At 67.8% G+C, this 14,998-nt stretch carries 10 protein-coding genes; 3 read left to right on the top strand and 7 right to left on the bottom strand.

Going from position 1 to position 14,998, the window contains the following annotated elements; genetic code table 11:
• Window positions 1-152 precede the first annotated feature (152 nt).
• The gene (locus ACJ8AT_RS19900) at window positions 153-5,450 is read right to left on the bottom strand and encodes a DnaJ domain-containing protein (RefSeq protein WP_407739346.1); all 5,298 of its coding nucleotides are present in this window, start codon (window positions 5,448-5,450) and stop codon (window positions 153-155) included.
• A gap of 33 nt (window positions 5,451-5,483) precedes the next feature.
• Complete coding sequence (locus ACJ8AT_RS19895) at window positions 5,484-5,987, bottom strand: tRNA (cytidine(34)-2'-O)-methyltransferase (protein ID WP_407739345.1); 504 nt, start codon at window positions 5,985-5,987, stop codon at window positions 5,484-5,486.
• A 17-nt stretch (window positions 5,988-6,004) separates the two neighbouring features.
• Here ACJ8AT_RS19895 and ACJ8AT_RS19890 point away from each other — a divergent pair, with 17 nt between their 5' ends.
• On the top strand, window positions 6,005-6,388 hold the full coding sequence (locus ACJ8AT_RS19890) for a DUF192 domain-containing protein (protein WP_407739344.1): 384 nt from the start codon (window positions 6,005-6,007) through the stop codon (window positions 6,386-6,388).
• Between the two features lie 114 nt (window positions 6,389-6,502).
• Window positions 6,503-7,267, top strand: a complete 765-nt coding sequence (locus tag ACJ8AT_RS19885) for a Stp1/IreP family PP2C-type Ser/Thr phosphatase (RefSeq protein ID WP_407739343.1) — start codon at window positions 6,503-6,505, stop codon at window positions 7,265-7,267.
• Between the two features lie 19 nt (window positions 7,268-7,286).
• Here the strand turns inward: ACJ8AT_RS19885 and ACJ8AT_RS19880 are convergent, their stop codons facing one another.
• The 3 genes from ACJ8AT_RS19880 to ACJ8AT_RS19870 form a co-directional block, all read right to left on the bottom strand.
• Window positions 7,287-8,084, bottom strand: a complete 798-nt coding sequence (locus tag ACJ8AT_RS19880; protein WP_407739342.1) for a hypothetical protein — start codon at window positions 8,082-8,084, stop codon at window positions 7,287-7,289.
• A 122-nt stretch (window positions 8,085-8,206) separates the two neighbouring features.
• Window positions 8,207-9,235 (bottom strand): sugar phosphate nucleotidyltransferase, encoded by a 1,029-nt coding sequence (locus ACJ8AT_RS19875; RefSeq protein WP_407739341.1) that lies wholly within the window; start codon window positions 9,233-9,235, stop codon window positions 8,207-8,209.
• A gap of 10 nt (window positions 9,236-9,245) precedes the next feature.
• Window positions 9,246-10,286, bottom strand: a complete 1,041-nt coding sequence (locus tag ACJ8AT_RS19870) for an aminoglycoside phosphotransferase family protein (RefSeq protein ID WP_407739340.1) — start codon at window positions 10,284-10,286, stop codon at window positions 9,246-9,248.
• 293 nt (window positions 10,287-10,579) lie between these two features.
• On the opposite strand from ACJ8AT_RS19870, the gene ACJ8AT_RS19865 reads away from it, so the two are divergent.
• The gene (locus ACJ8AT_RS19865) at window positions 10,580-11,947 is read left to right on the top strand and encodes a cystathionine beta-synthase (protein ID WP_407739339.1); all 1,368 of its coding nucleotides are present in this window, start codon (window positions 10,580-10,582) and stop codon (window positions 11,945-11,947) included.
• Between the two features lie 22 nt (window positions 11,948-11,969).
• Here ACJ8AT_RS19865 and ACJ8AT_RS19860 read toward each other — a convergent pair whose 3' ends face one another.
• Entirely contained in the window at window positions 11,970-13,358 is a 1,389-nt protein-coding gene (locus ACJ8AT_RS19860; RefSeq protein ID WP_407739338.1) for a serine/threonine-protein kinase, read from the bottom strand.
• A 948-nt stretch (window positions 13,359-14,306) separates the two neighbouring features.
• On the bottom strand, window positions 14,307-14,945 hold the full coding sequence (locus ACJ8AT_RS19855; protein ID WP_407739337.1) for a hypothetical protein: 639 nt from the start codon (window positions 14,943-14,945) through the stop codon (window positions 14,307-14,309).
• Window positions 14,946-14,998: the final 53 nt, after the last annotated feature.

Genomic DNA, 14,998 nt, shown 5'->3' with positions numbered 1-14,998 from the left:
GTTCGGTTGCCTTTCTCTACGGACGGCTCGCGGGGAGCCAGACGCCGAGGAGTCGCGCGATGATCATGCCCCTTCTCCAGGCATGTCAATGGTTTGGCCCGCCCCTCCCCCCGCCCGCTGGGCAGGGGAACGGATGCCTGGCTGGTGGGTGTTCAGCGGAAGAAACCCTTCTTGGACGCAGGGGAGTTCTTCTTCCGCATCTCGATGAGGCGCAGCTCCTGGTTGGCTTCCAGGTGCTTGGGGTTGGCGCGCACGGCCTCGCGGAAGTGGCGCTCGGCCCGGTCCGCGTCTCCCTCCACCCGGGCGATGACCCCGAGCTGGTAGTGCGCCCGGTCGCAGTTGGGGTCGCCCTGGAGGGCCTCGGCCATCAGCTGCTTGGCCCGAGCCACCTCCGCCTTGCGCTGGGGATCCATGTAGATCGTCCAGCCCAGCGCGGCCAGGTAGAGCGGCTTGGGCTCCAGCGCGTGGGCGCGCTCGAAGTGATCCGCGGCCACCGCGAAGTCACGCTTGCGGAAGAAGACCTCGCCCATCTTGAAGAGGTCTCCCGGGTTGCTGGCCGCCATGCCTCGGCCCGTGGGGCTCATGCCCGGCGCCGAGGGGGCCGCCGAAGGCTTGGGAGCTGCCGCCTTCTTGAGGCCCTCCAGGTACGCGGCGCGCTTGGCGTCGTCGTAGAGGATTTCGTACGCCTCGCGGATGGCCTCGAAGACGGAGGTCATCTTGGGCGCCAGGTGCGGCAGCGAGGGCGGCAGGCGATCCGGGTGGAAGACCTTGGCCAGACTGAGGAACGACGCCTTCACCTGATCCTTGGGCGTCTCCGGGGTGATGGCGAGGATGGCGAAGTGATCGCGCTTGTTCTGCAGCTCGGCGTAACGCTGCTCGATCTGCTGCACCAGCCCCGAGTCCTCCGCCGCGGGCGTGGGAGCCGCGGCAGGAGCCGCCTCGGACGCTGAAGGAGCGCTCACCGGGACCGAGCCGACCGGAGCATCGGGCCGGGCCCCCAGGGCGCCCATGTTCTCCATGGCGCGGCGGAGCAGGCGCTGGCGCCGCTGCCGAGACGCTTCGTCAGGGTTGGAGGGATCTCCCGCCACGTCGTCCTCGTCAAAGTCCCAATCATCCAGCCCATCGAGTTCGTCGTCCAGGGCACTACCGGATGAGGTGTTCAGTGCAGTCTGGCCAGTTGTCGCGGCCTTGTCACCAGGGGCCGGTGGGAAAGCGCTTGGGGTGGACACCGGCGCGGGGGCCGCTGGGGGCTGAGCCACCGCTGGAGGCGCTCCCTCATTGCCTCTCGCCTGGGAGGCCTCCGGCTGGACGAGCGACTCCAGCTGGGACTCCACCTTGTTCAGCGCGGCCTCGAAGGACTCGGAGAGGTTCGAGGGAGCCTCCGCCTGATCGAAGGTGACAATGCGCCAGAGATCCTCTTCGCCGGACGAGCGGGTGTCCTGCCCCGGGCTGGGCGCAGGCGGGGGCTCGGGCTGGGCGAGGGCGGCAGGTGCTGGCGGGAGGGGCGCTGGCGTGGGCGCGAGAGGCGGAGCGGCGGCCAAGCTCGGAGCCACCGGCGTGGGCGGCACAGGCGTTGGAGCCACCGCGCCCGGAGCATCCTTGAGGGGAACGAGGTCGCTCCAGATGTCCTGCTCCAGATCGACCCGCGGTGCGGGCCCTGCGGCAGCCTCGGTGGAGGGCTTGGGAGCCGGAGTGGGTTCCTCGACGAGCCAGGAGTCGACAGGGGCCGCCACCGAGCGGCGCTTCACCTCTTCGAGCTCATGCTGGAGCGCGGCCTCCGCCTGCTGCCGCGCGTGGAGCAGCGCATCCTTGTTCTCCGGGAGCAGCGCGTCCTGGGGCTGCGCCTCGGCCTGAGGGATGGCATCGGACCAGGAGAACTCGGCGATGGGCGCCGGGGACGTGGCGGGGGCCTCGGCCTCCACGGTGATGAAGTCTCCATCATCGAGCGTCAGCGGAGGAGCTTCCGCGAGCGCCTCTTCGGCTGGCGGAGCCGTCTCCGCGGCGCGGCGAGCCTTCTCCGCAAGCCGGGCTTCCTTGGCTCGACGGCGCTCCTCCGCTCGGCGGGTCTCTTCATCCTCGAAGGGATTGGGGGGCGAGGCGGGTTGCTCGGCCTGGGGCTCGTCGTGCCAGTGCGCGGCTTCCGCGGCCTGACGCGCCTCGGAGGCCTGGCGCAGTTCCTCGGCCAGCCGCGCCTCTTCGGCCTGACGTGCATCCTCCGCGAGCCGGGCTTCCTCGGCCTGGAGCTCCGCCTGACGCGTCTCCTCCATCAGGAGGACGGCATCGTCCAGAGGGACTTCTTCGATGTGCCGAGCTTCCGGAGGCGGCGCCTCGGCGGGGCTGGGCTCCTCGGTGAGCTGGGCCGCCTCGGCGATGCGACGCGCCTTCTCCGCCAGCCGCGCTTCCTTGGCCCGGCGCCGCTCTTCCTCCCGGCGAGACTCCTCGTCTTGGAGGGGTTCGGGCTGGGAGAGGGGCTCGGCGGGCTCTGGGGATTGCTCGGCCTGCCGAGCCTCTTCGGCGGCACGGCGCGCCTTCTCCAGCAGCCGCGCCTGCTTGGCTCGTTGCCGCTCCTGCTCGAGCCGGTCCTCCTCCATCTGTTGAGCCTGCTGGGCCTGACGTGCCTCCTCGGCCTGTCGGGCCTCGTCTTCCAGCCGAGCCGCCTCCGCGGCCTGATGCAGATCCTTCGCGAGCCGCGCAGCCTCCGCGAGTCGGCGCGCCTCTTCCTGACGAGCCTCTTCGGCCAGTCGAGCGTCTTCGGCCAAGCGCGTCTCTTCGGCCAGTCGAGCCTCTTCGGCCAACCGCGCCTCCTCGGCGAGGCGGGCCTCCTCAGCCAGCCGTCGCTCTTCAGCCAACCGCGCCTCTTCGGCCAGTCGAGCCTCCTCAGCTCGACGCGCTTCCTCGGCGAGGCGGGCCTCTTCGGCCAAGCGGGCTTCTTCGGCCAAGCGGGCTTCTTCGGCCAAGCGGGCTTCTTCGGCCAGCCGACGCTCCTCCGCGAGCCGAGCCTCCTCGGCCAACCGCGCCTCTTCCGCCTTGCGGGCTGCCTCTTCTTCCGCCAAACGGCGCTCTTCGGCCAACCGCGCCTCTTCAGCGAGACGCGCCTCTTCAGCACGACGTGCTTCCTCAGCCAACCGAGCCTCTTCGGCCTGACGTGCTTCCTCGGCGAGCCGTGCCTCCTCAGCCAGACGGGCCTCCTCAGCCAGACGGCGCGCTTCCTCGAGACGGGCTTCTTCAGCCCGACGAGCCTCCTCGGCCAAGCGCGCCTCTTCCGCCAGACGCTGCTCTTCAGCCCGGCGAGCCTCTTCCGCCCGGCGGGCTTCCCCGGCCAAGCGCGCCTCTTCCGCCAGACGCCGCTCTTCCGCGAGGCGGGCCTCCTCAGCCAGACGCGCTTCCTCGGCCAACCGAGCCTCTTCGGCCTGACGTGCTTCCTCGGCGAGCTGTGCCTCCTCAGCCAACCGAACCTCTTCTGCCTTGCGCGCTGCCTCTTCCTCCGCAAGACGGCGCTCTTCGGCGAGGCGAGCCTCTTCAGCGAGGCGAGCCTCTTCGGCTAGACGTGCTTCCTCCGCCAGACGCCGCTCTTCCTCAAGACGACGAGCTTCCTCAGCTCGACGGGCATCCTCGGCCAGCCGAGCCTCCTCGGCTAGACGCCGCTCTTTCTCAAGACGGGCTTCTTCGGCGCGGCGCGCTTCTTCGGCCAGACGCTGCTCTTCGGCTCGGCGAGCCTCTTCAGCGAGACGGGCCTCTTCAGCGAGGCGGGCCTCCTCGGCCAACCGCGCCTCTTCGGCCAAGCGACGCTCCTCCGCGAGCCGAGCCTCCTCGGCCAACCGCGCCTCTTCCGCCTTGCGAGCTGCTTCTTCCGCCAAACGGCGCTCTTCGGCCAACCGCGCCTCTTCAGCGAGACGCGCCTCCTCAGCCAGCCGAGCCTCTTCGGCCTTGCGTGCAGCCTCTTCTGCCTTGCGTGCAGCCTCTTCGGCCTTGCGTGCAGCCTCTTCGGCCAACCGAGCCTCTTCAGCCTTGCGTGCAGCCTCTTCTGCCAATCGCTTCTCTTCAGCGAGGCGAGCCTCTTCTGCCAGCCGAGCCTCTTCTGCCAGCCGAGCCTCTTCTGCCAGCCGAGCCTCTTCAGCGAGACGCGCCTCCTCAGCCAGTCGGGCCTCTTCCGCGCGACGAGCCTCTTCCGCCAGCCGAACCTCTTCCGCGCGGCGCGCCTCCTCTGCCAAGCGAGCCTCTTCAGCAAGGCGCGCTTCTTCCGCCAATCGGGCCTCTTCAGCGCGACGAGCCTCTTCAGCAAGACGCGCTTCTTCCGCTAGCCGACGCTCTTCGGCCAGTCGTGCCTCTTCGGCAACGCGCGCCTCCTCCGCGAGACGTGCCTCCTCCGCCAGACGACGCTCTTCGGCGAGGCGAGCTTCCTCGGCTCGACGGGCTTCCTCCGCCAGCCGAGCCTCTTCAGCGAGTCGAGCCTCTTCAGCGAGTCGAGCCTCTTCTGCCAGCCGACGCTCCTCGGCCAGTCGAGCCTCTTCTGCCAGCCGAGCCTCTTCTGCCAGCCGACGCTCCTCGGCGAGACGCGCCTCCTCGGCCAGACGCCGCTCTTCCGCCAGCCGAGCCTCTTCCGCCAGCCGTCTCTCCTCTGCCAGCCGGGCTTCCTCCGCCAGGCGCCTCTCCTCCGCCAGCCGAGCCTCTTCCGCCAACCGGGCTTCCTCCGCCAGCCGAGCCTCTTCTGCGCGGCGAGCCTCTTCGGCCAGCCGAGCCTCCTCCGCCAGCCGGGCCTCTTCCGCGCGGCGCGCCTCCTCCGCCAGCCGGGCTTCCTCCGCTCTCCGTGCCCGCTCCCGCTCCTCCCACTCCTCGACACTCAAGGACTCGACGAGCCCCTCCCGCTCCAGCAGATGCAGCAGCACCTCCTGAGCGGGCGTCACCGTCTCCGGCTGCCGGAAGGCCGCGAGCGTCCCCAGAAAGGTCCGCTCCTCCTCGCTCGACAGCCACGGCGCACATGCAGCCACATCCGCACAGCGGTACACGCGAGCCCCTCGCCCAGCCCCCACCGCCGGCTCCAGCGCGGCGCGAACCACCCGAGCGCCAGCAATGGGCCGGAACATCTCCTCCACCGCTCCCGGCTCGAAGGCGGAGCGCTCGGCAAGCTGGCTCAGCCGCCGCACGTGGGCGAGCACCTGCAGCTCCGCCACCGCGCCCTCCTCCATCCCCAGCTCCTCGAGCAGATCCTCATCCGGCCGGCCCGCCCCGCCTCGGGCCCAGAGCGCATCCAGCGCCTCCACCTTCAGCCGCCCGCCCAAGAGCAGCGCCTGCGCCGGGCTCTGGAACCCGAACCCGAGCTGCGTGCCCACCAGGTTCCCTTCCTGGAGGAACAGGCGCGACTCCCTGCCGCCCGCATGCAGCGTGAGCTGGCCGGTGGCGCGAGACTTGTGGGCGGAGTACAGGGCTTCAGCGACGAGCGAGGGCGGCATTCCGCCCCGAGTCTAGTCCCTCCGCTCGGGCCCTCAACTTGCCGGGGGTGTCTGCCTGGCCGCCTCCCCCAGCTGCACCTGACGCAGTGCTTCGTAGGTGGCAATCCCCACCGAGGTAGACAGGTTCAGGCTCCGCCGCTCCGGCAGCATCGGAATCGTCACCGGCTGCCCGGAGCCCCCCTCCATCAGCTCGGCCGGCAGCCCCGTCACCTCCGAGCCGAACACCAGATGATCCCCCGGCTCGAACCGCGCGGCATACAGGGATGTAGTGGCCCGCGCCGAGAACAGCCACCGCCGGGCCTCCGGGTAGTCCTCCAGGTACGCCGCATAGGTGGGATACAGCTTGAGGAACACCTTGTCCCAGTAGTCCAGGCCGGCGCGCTTGAGCTCCCGGTCGGTAATGGAGAACCCCAGCGGCTCCACGAGGATCAGCCGGCTGCCCGTCACCGCGCACAGCCGGGCCACGTTGCCCGTGTTGGGGGGGATCTGCGGCGACACCAGCACCAGGTGCAGCGGACGCGCGAGAGGCTCAAGCATGGGGTAGAACGCTCGGCATGCGCTGGAAGGTCACCAATGTCACTCGGGGCAAGCTGCTGGCGGACCAAGCCGAGCGGGCCGCCTCGTTCGTGGACCGCTTCATGGGGCTGATGGGGCGGCGCTCGCTCGCGTTCGGCGAGGGCATGCACATCCTGCCCTGCAACTCCATCCACACCTTCTTCATGCGCATCCCCATCGATGTGGCCTTCCTGGATCCAGACGGGCTCATCGTCAAGCAGATCCCGGCCATGCCCCCCTGGCGAGTCAGCTCCGTGTACTTCAAGGCCCACTCGGTGCTGGAGCTGCCGGCGGGCACGCTGGCGGGCAGCCAGACCCAGGAGGGGGACCGGCTGCGCTTCGAGCCCTCGGACCCGGCCGGCCAGCGGCCGTCCCCGAAGTAAAGCGGCGCCACCCCTGCATGATCGGTTTTGCCCCCTCAGGGGCGCTTTGTTAACCTGTCGAACTGTCTCCAACGCGCCCACGTCCACACCGGCGCGTCACACGAGTTCCCCAGCATGCGCATCGAGGTAGCAGGCATCACCCACGTCGGGATGAAGCGCAACCACAACGAGGACAACTATCTCGTGTTGCCCGAGGAGAACCTCTGTTGCGTCGCCGACGGCATGGGCGGCCACTCCTCTGGAGAGATCGCCTCGAAGATCGCCGTGGAAGAGCTGGGCGAGTTCTTCCGGATGACCTCGCGGGACGCGGACGCCACCTGGCCGTTCAAGATGGACAAGACGCGCAACTACGACGAGAACCGGCTGGCCACCGGCATCAAGCTGGCGAACTCGAAGATCTTCGAGCGGGCCAGCGGCGACTCCAAGTACAAGGGTATGGGCACCACGATCGTCACGGTGCACTTCGCCAACTCCACGGCCTATGTGGGGCACGTGGGCGACAGCCGCGTCTACTTCTTCCGCGAGGGCGTGCTCAAGCAAGTCACCGAGGACCACTCGCTGCTCAACGACTACCTCAAGGCGAAGAAGCTCACGCCCGAGGAGATCGAGAACTTCCCCCACAAGAACGTGATCGTCCGCGCGCTGGGGATGAAGGAGTCGGTGGTGGTGGACGTCTCGCGCATCGAGCCCAAGGAAGGCGACATCTTCCTGCTGTGCTCGGACGGCCTGTCCGGCATGGTGACCGATCCGCAGATCCAGGACGTGCTCACCCGCACCTCCGAGCTGGAGAAGGCGTGCAGCCAGCTCATCGATCTGGCCAACGCCGCGGGCGGCAACGACAACGTCACCTGCGTGCTCGCCCGCTACCACCATAGCTGAGCGTCTGCCCTCCCCGCGGTCAGAACCGCAGATCGAAGCTGGGCAGCGGCACCGGCCCTGACCACCGCAGGCCCACCACGAGCTGCATGGTGGGCAGCGGCGCCACCCGGGCGATGAGGCCGGTGACGAGCACTGCCGCCATCAACGCGATGACCCGCCGGGCCCGGCTCACCTCATGCACGGCGCCGAGGCCCCGAGCGAGCGTGAAGAAGAAGGCGGAGAAAGCGCCGCTGATGAGCACGCCCAGGATGATCCGGGCCCAGGCCGGAACCGCTTGGAACGGAGAGACATCCTCCGGGAGCCCGTGGAACCAGTACACGCCGAGCACCACGCCCAGCGAGAGCAGCGTGGCAATCGTGGGGAAGATTCCCCCGGCGAAGAGCGCCACTCCCACCGAGCTGGTCCAGCGGCGGCGGCTCCCGAGCAGCCGGAGCACCGCATGCGCCACCAGCCCGAACTGGGCGTAGTAGAGCTGTGGAGCCAGCGCCAGGAAGAGCTGTGAGAAGAAGGTCGGCGCCATGTGGCGCCCGGTTGTGTCCCCCACCGCGCGCATGGCGAAGACAACGAGGGCCGTCGCTGTACCGATGAAGGTGACAGGGTTCATCGCCTCCTGCCGGCCGGACATCCAGTCCCCGCAGAAACGCGCTGGACCGCGAGTGAAGGCCCACGCCGTCCTGAGAAACCTCAGCACCGGCTCCAATGCCTCGGTGAGCCACGGTGGCTCGTGGACGGCGTCCTGCTCCGCGGGAACCAGAGCGGTGGCGGCGGGCGCCAGGGGCTCTGAGCCCTCTGGGGTGTTCGAGCGCGCGGGGTGCATGGCAGGGACAGTCTAGCGCGCCGAGCGCACGTGAGCCGAGGGGGGGGGCCTGGCCCCGCCAGCCTCCCAGCTCCTGCGCGAGAAGAAGGCGGCCGCGAAGGAACGGGCTCCACGCGTCGGACTCAAGGCGCGATCGGCGCGGGCACCCGGTGGGCGCCCCAGGCGAGGACCTCGACCAGCTCCTCGCCCGGCGCGATCTCGGTGTCCTCGAAGACAGCCACGCGGTTGAGCCGCGCTCCATCTCCCACGCGAGCCCTCGGGCCCACCGCCACGGCCGAGCCAATGCGCGCGCCATCGTCCAGCACGCTCCCGGCTCCGAAGTACGCAGGGCCCGCCACCTTCGCGGCGCCCAGGTGCGCGCTCGCGTGGGCCCACCAGTTCCCCGTCCCCCGAGGCGCCGAGAAGAACGGAGACGCCTTGCCCAACCCCTCCAAGGACACGTGGCCAAACAGCACGTCCCGCACCGTGGACAGGTAGCGCGAGGGCGTGCCCAGATCCGACCAGTACGCCTGCACCACCTCGCCGCGCACCGCCAGCCCTGCCTCCATCACCCGCACGTAGATGTCGCGGTTGATGTCCTCGGGGCCCGAGGGAGCCATGAAGTCGAAGACGCGCGGAGAGATCACGTGCACGCCCGTGAAGTGCCACGGGCTCAGCGCGGCGCCGCCCGGCCCATGCCCGGCGATCCTGCGCACCTGCCGCTGGGGATCCATCTCCACGGCGGCGTACTTCTCATCCGCGGGCATGGGCATCAGCACCATCGTGGCCGCCGCGCCCGAGCTCTTGTGCGCCGCCACCACCGGGCGCAGATCCACCGGAAAGAGAATGTCCCCATTGAAGACGATGAAGTCGTCATCCGAGAGGAAGTCCCGCAGGCCTCGGATGCCGCCGCCCGTGCCCTGGATGACGGGCTCATGCACCACGTGCAGCGGGAGCCGGGCGCGCTCACACTCGGCGCGGGCCGTGTCGGTCATGACCTCTGGCAGGTGGTGCGTGTTGATGCCCACCGCGGAGACCCCCGCGGCCTTGAGCACCGCCAGGTGGTAGCGCAGCAGCGGCTGGCCGAGGAACGGCAGCGCCGGCTTGGGCCAGCGCTCGGTCAGCGGCCGCAGGCGCGTGCCCAGGCCCGCGCAGAGGATCATCGCCTTCATACAGAGCCCTTCACGCGGAGAGTTCGGGGACGTAGCGGCTGATCAGCTCCTGCAGCTTGCGCAGCTCCGGGCGCCGCGCGAACGCGGCCTTCACGTAGCGCAGCGAGGCGGGGATGGAGACCAGGAAGCCCGGGTTGCCCTTCACCCGGTTGATGAACTCGAAGCGCCCCGCGTCCTTGAGCTTGCGCTGGATGGTGAGCAAGTCGAAGAAGTCCTTGAACGGACCGCGCTCGATCTTCCCGCCGCCCGCGTCCGCGAAGGCGTCGATGTAGCGGTCCAGCATCGTGTCCACGAAGTCCCGGTCCAGCTCCACGTAGCTGTCGCGCAGCAGCGCCACCAAGTCATACTGCCGCGGCCCCTGGAGCGCGTCCTGGAAGTCGATCACCACCAGCTCGCCGTCCTTCACCATGATGTTGCGGCTCTGGTAGTCGCGGTGCGTGAAGCCGCGCGGGGCGGCCGCCAGCGTGCGCGCAATCTCCCGGAAGGTGCGGTCCAGCTCGGCGCGCTCGGCGTCCGTGGGCTTCTTGCCGCTCCAGGCCTCCAGGCCCCACTCGCGGAAGTGGTGAAGCTCCCAGTCGTACAGGTCCTCGTCGAAGGCGCGGGTGAAGGCCAGGCACTCGGCATCCGGCTTGCGCTCGGCCTCCACGCGCAGGCGCGCCAGCAGCTCCACCGCCCGGCTGTAGAGCGCGTGCCGGTGCTTGCCGCCCTCCAGCGCCGCCTCGAAGGTCTGGTCCGTGAGATCCTCGAGCACCATCATCCCCGCCGGCTCGTCGTAGCGCAGGATGCGCGGCACCCGGACGTTGAGCTTCTCCAGGTAGCGGTGGACGTTGACGAAGGGCAGTTCCTTGGGCGGCTCGCCCTTGGTGGCCTCCTCGCTCTTCTTCGTCGCATCCAGCGGCATCACCATCACCACCCAGCTCTCCGGGGGCGTGCCGACGCGGTAGTAGGAGCGATTGCTCGCATCCCCCTTCAGCTTCTTGATGGGGGCGTTAGGAACGGGGCGGCCAATGGCCTTCCCCACCTGCTCGCGCAGGGCGGCCTCGAGTTCCATCGGGACGGGTCTCCAAAGGTTTGGAACGGACACCCAGTATGGGGGCCGGGGGGAGGTGGGTCAAAGGAGGAGATGCAGGCCCGTCTGGCGAGCACCCAGGCTGTCGCCTACGCGACGGGCTCCCGCATGACGGGGCGCGGCAGCGCCAGGAGGCTGAGGCTGCCGGAAGGCCCTGTGCCGGCGAGGTGTTTTCCAGGGACGGCCCGAGCCACTGGCGTCGGTGTCGACTCCGCTCGGAGCCACAGCATATAAGGGCCGCGCGCAGAGCAGACCCCTCTCCCAGAGAAACCACGATGGACATCCACGAGAACATCCTCACGGCCATTGGCCACACCCCCCTGGTGAAGCTCAACAAGATGGTGGGGCCGAACGACGCCACGGTGCTGGTCAAGTGCGAGTTCATGAACCCGGGCGCGTCCATCAAGGACCGCATGGCGCTCTACATCCTCGAGAAGGCCGAGCGGGAGGGGAAGCTCAAGCCCGGCGGGACGATTGTCGAGAACACCTCCGGCAACACGGGCATGGGCGTGGCGCTGGCGGCGGCGGTGAAGGGCTACAAGTGCATCTTCACCATGCCGGACAAGATGTCGCTGGAGAAGATCAACCGGCTGAAGGCGCTGGGCGCTCAAGTCGTGGTGACGCCGACGAACGTGCCGGCCGAGGATCCGCGCAGCTACTACGAGACGGCCAAGCGCATCCACCGCGAGACGCCGGGCTCGTTCATGCTCAACCAGTACCACAACCCGGACAACATCGAGGCGCACTACAAGCTGACGGGCCCGGAGCTCTACGAGCAGACCGAGGGCAAGTTCGACTACTTCGTGTCGGGCCTGGGCACCGGCGGCACGATGAGCGGCGCGGGCAAGTACCTGAAGGAGAAGATCCCCGGGCTGAAGAACGTGGGCGTGGATCCAGAGGGCTCGGTGTACGAGGGCTACTTCAAGACGGGCAAGCTGACCACCCCGCACGTGTACAAAGTGGAAGGCATCGGCGAGGACATGCTGTGCGGCGCCATGGACTTCAAGGTGGTGGACGAGGTGCGGCAGGTGGATGACCGGCAGTCCTTCATCGCGGCGAGGCGGCTGGCGCGCGAGGAGGGCATCTTCGTCGGCGGCTCGGCGGGCGCGGCGGTGCACGTGGCGGTGCAGCTGGCCAAGGAGGTCGGCAAGGGGAAGACGATCGTCGTGGTGCTGCCGGACTCGGGCATGGCCTACATCAGCAAGTTCCACTCGGACGAGTGGATGCGCGACAACGGCTTCCTGGAGGAGAAGGGCGCGGGCACGGTGCGCGACATCCTCGGGGAGAAGCGGCGCGAGGTGCTCACGGTGCGCAAGGGCGACAAGGTGGATCAGGTGGTGGAGCTGATGCGCAAGCACGGCATCAGCCAGATGCCGGTGCTCAACGGCGAGGGCCGCGCGGTGGGCATGGTGCACGAGTACGACTTGCTCAACGCCCTGGTGGCCAACAAGGCGAGGTTCAACGACGCGATCGACAGCATCGTCGCGCCGATGCAGGGCGCGGTGTCTCCGGACACGAGCATCAACCGGCTGCGGGAGATCTTCGCGCAGGACAACGTGGCGGTGGTGAAGGAGGGCGAGAAGATCGTCGGCATCGTCACGAAGATCGATCTGATCGACTACATGCACCGCATGGGCGCCTGAGCGCCGCGTCAGGAACGGAGGTTCACCGCTGTTCCTCCGAGGAGGGCTGGCGGGGAGCGTCGTATGAGGCGAAGTAGCAGTGGTCCTCGTAGTCAAACATCTTCGGGCCGCAGGGGGGCTTCTCCTTATCCACTGCGACCCAGCAGGCCCCGTTGATGGCCGTCTCTCCGCGTTCGCAGGGTGGCTTGCGCTGGCCAGGACGGGGCGTCTTCGGCATGGGGAGCCCCATCGCGGAGGCTGGTACTCCCGCGCGCGGCACGTTCACAGCGGAGGTCAGGACTTCGTCCCCTACACCACCATCTGGCGCCTCGTGAGCGGGCGTCTTGTGCACGTGCTCGGCGAGGTCGGGAGAACGCTCTGGAGCCGCCGGTGAGCGAGGCCCAGGGCGCTGGAGTGCTGATAAGGCCATTGCCAGCAGGCCTCCCGCCACAGCCGCCGCACTCACCGAGAGCCATACAGGCACCGCGAACCGGCGCCGAGGCCCTGGGTGGGAAGTCTCGTCGGTGCTGGCTGCGGCGGACGTGGGGGCAATCGGGTTCGAGGCCTCCTTTTCCCCGGCAGCGGCAGACAGGCTGACGGCCAACGCCGCGGAGGTGGGGCGGGCGCTCGGATCCTCGGAGAGACACGCCAACAGCAGGCGCTCCAGTCCCACGCTCACGGTGGCAAGCTCTCGCGGCGCAAGGAGCCGCCGCTGGGGCTCACTGCTCTCGTCGGGTGCGGGCGGATAGGTACCCGTGCACACGCGATACGCCGTCACCCCGAGCGCATACACGTCATCAGATGGGTTGGCCTGGTAGGACTCTCCCTTGGCCCTCCGGTGAGCCCAGGCCCAGCGCACCGCCTCGGGGGCCCGGTAGATCGAGGTTCCTGGAGGCAGCAGCGTGTCCGTCAGGGCCTTGGCACCTGCGTAGGTGCCACCTCCCCAGTCCAGCAACACGGCGCGGCCCCCGGCAGTCACCAGGATGTTGTCTCCCTTCACGTCCCGATGAACTCCCCCGTCCGCATGCACGAGTGCGAGCGCCGAGGCCAGCTGCGCCAGCACCCGCAGCACCTCGCGCGAGGTGGGCTTGTGCACGCGCGTCCACTCGTACAAGAGCCGGCCCTGCACCCACTCCATGACGACATAGGGGAAGACTCGCCCATCAGGTCCGGTCCACCCGCCCCGGTCCTCGAAGCGTGGAATGGAGGGATGCACCCCACGCTGGAGTAGCTCCACTTCTCGTGAGAAGCGCGGATCCTCGGGGTACAAGGCGATCTTGAGCGCGAAGGGGCCGGCTTCTGGATGCTCGGCGCGCTCGACTCGGTAGATGGCGCCGAAGGAGCCGAAATCATGGAGTTCGATGATGCGCCAAGGGCCCACCAACGAGCCGGGGACAAAGGCGCGCGGGTCTATGGACGAGAGGTGAGACACGGGGAGGCTCCGAGGGCAAAGCGAGCACGCTCGCCAGGAGCACTCTACCCCATAGGTGGGGTTCCGCACTAGAGACGGCATAGGTTGCCCCTTCGCGGGTACCGCACGGGGGCCTGGGAGTCACGACCGTCACGGAAGCACGGAGGGCCTCCAGGCTGCCCGGAAACCGGGGAGCGGGAGGCCCTCGGTGTTTCTAGCGTCCACTCCCATCAAGTGCTCGCCTGAGGATCCGCCCGTCCACGCCGATGGCGTACGTCACCCCATCATCGAGCATGCCGATTAGCCCTCCAGGTCTGCGTCGACTGGCACGGTGCTGTCAAAGACCGGCATCATCTGGAGGAGAGCCTCCATCAGGTACCAAAGCCTGCGGAGGTCGAGACACCGGGCCCGCAGGACCAACCCCGCCGTCCAACCACCCCGGAGGCAAGGCGTTCGGCACTGGTTCGCCGTAAATACTTCCCAGAGAGGAGAGGGGGACCGGAGTGCCTTTGAATTGCTGGTCACCGGCGTCGGGGGACTCTGGACCAACCGGTCCCTCGGGTTCGCCATCAAATAGCCGCCGGAGGATACGGCCGTCGGTACTGATTGCGTATCTCACTCCGCCATCCAGTATCCCGAAGTTGACCTGGCAATACCTGGGATCCCAACTGATATCAACAAAGATGATGTCGCCCCGGCGAATGACCCGATAGCGGTGAGCTTCTTGCCTTTGCCAACAGGGCCGCTCTTTGGTGCCTGGGGGTATGAAGTCATTGGCGGCAATCGCGATGGCCCGAAGCGTTACCCCATCAAGTTCATACGGTTGGCCTTGCTCTTTGCCAACCACGACCGCGAAGCGATCGTAGAACTCTGGGAACGCGATGGATGTATCCTCATCCCGGGAGGGTGGGACGCTGGGGTTCCGCATACAACTCGAGAGAACGATGATAACCAAGAGGGACAGATTTCTCATGGTACACCCTGGCCAGGACAGGGAAGACTTTCCTTTTCGATTGAAAAGTTCGTCTCATCCTCCCACGTGACGATACCCGTCTGCTCGCAACTCCACTTGCCTTCTTTATTGGTATACTTGAACAGCTTGCCGGAGGCCGGAACATACTGATGAAAGCCATCACACGTGGGGACTTCGACATTATTCGAGAAGAACGCGACGATAGAAAGTGCGCGCACCCCATCCGCAGTCGTGCTTTCAAAGCCATGCCTCAGTCCCTGCGAGACAATGAATCCAATATCCCTGCGGGAAAGGGCGTCATCAAAAAGATGGTTATGCAGAGAGCAGATGTATTTGATGCTGTCAGGCGGGTAGCGCCGATCCTCGACACGCGAAGGGAGGAGACAAGTCCTGCTTCTATCCGCAGGATCTATTTCCGACTGGTCTGTGAGTCTGCTGACCTCGTATTTGTCGTCCGGAGTATAATATATCCAGGCGCAATATTCGGTTGAGACTCGCCACCGGGTCCAGAAATCCTGATGATCTTTGCGGCCAGCGGTTGCATTCGGCTTCTGGATGATTTTTCGGCAGGACGCGAGTAGCGCGTCCTCGAAGGAGTCGAACGATCCGAGCATCGGTCCAGGAAGTGCTGCCAAGGGCGGTTCTCCAGCGCTTGGCCGCACAATATCCGGATCAATGGGCCTGGGAG

Source organism: Hyalangium sp. (genome assembly GCF_045802625.1).
GTDB lineage: Bacteria > Myxococcota > Myxococcia > Myxococcales > Myxococcaceae > Hyalangium.
The sequence above is the reverse complement of the archived record's forward strand: the minus strand, read 5'-3'. Positions and strand labels throughout refer to the sequence as shown.